This window comes from Streptomyces sp. UNOC14_S4 (assembly GCF_020740835.1).
GTDB lineage: Bacteria > Actinomycetota > Actinomycetes > Streptomycetales > Streptomycetaceae > Streptomyces.
The window spans coordinates 1-831 of sequence record NZ_JAINFC010001004.1 but is presented as its reverse complement, the minus strand read 5'-3'; the positions used below and the strand labels follow the sequence as shown (position 1 = coordinate 831).

The following is an 831-nucleotide window of genomic DNA, read 5'->3' as shown; positions in this document are numbered from 1 at the left end:
GTCCCACCGTCGCCTTCCCCCTCCCCGAGCACGAAGCCGTCGGAAAAGCCGACACCCACACCGACACCGACACCGAAACCCGAACCGGAAAAGCCGAAGATCCAGCCCGACCCCACGCTCGACCTCGTCGGCCACGGCACGAAGGTCGCGGGCATCATCGCGGCCCGCCCGTCCTCGAACAGCGGCTTCGTCGGCCTCGCCCCGGAATCCGTCATCATCCCGATCCGGCAGAACGACGAAAAGGGCACCGGTACGTCCCGCACGCTCGCCCAGAGCATCAACCTGGCCGTGGCCGCGGGCGCCCAGGTCATCAACATCTCCCAGGACACGGCAAAGGCACTCAAGCCCGATTCCGACCTGGAACTGGCGGTGAAGGACGCACTCGCCCACGACGTCGTGGTGGTCGCCTCGGCAGGCAACGACGGCCTCGACGGCCAGGTCAAGGAAACCTACCCGGCGGCCTACAAAGGCGTCCTCGCGGTCGCGGCATCCGACCGCAACAACGAGCGCGCCCCCTTCTCCCAGCCCGGCGAATTCGTGGGCGTCGCGGCCCCCGGAGTCGAAATGGTCTCCACCGTCCCGCTCGGCGGCCAATGCGTCGACAACGGCACCAGCTTCTCCGCCCCGTACGTCGCCGGCGTCGCGGCCCTCATCCGCGCCAAACACCCCGACTGGAAACAGCACCAGGTCGTCGCCCAGATAGAACAGACCGCGGAGCGGGTCACGAGCGGCCACGACCGCTACATCGGCTGGGGGGTGATCGACCCGGTCCGAGCCCTGACCGACGACGCCAACCCCCTCGACCGCGTCACCCCCGACAAACCCATGTCC

1 protein-coding gene is annotated in these 831 nt (G+C 68.7%); it reads left to right on the top strand.

Annotation, left to right across the window (positions count from 1 at the left end; translation table 11 throughout):
• Window positions 1–831, top strand: an 831-nt coding sequence (mycP, locus tag K6I34_RS37590) for a type VII secretion-associated serine protease mycosin (protein ID WP_229332490.1), incomplete at both ends; no start/stop codon positions are given.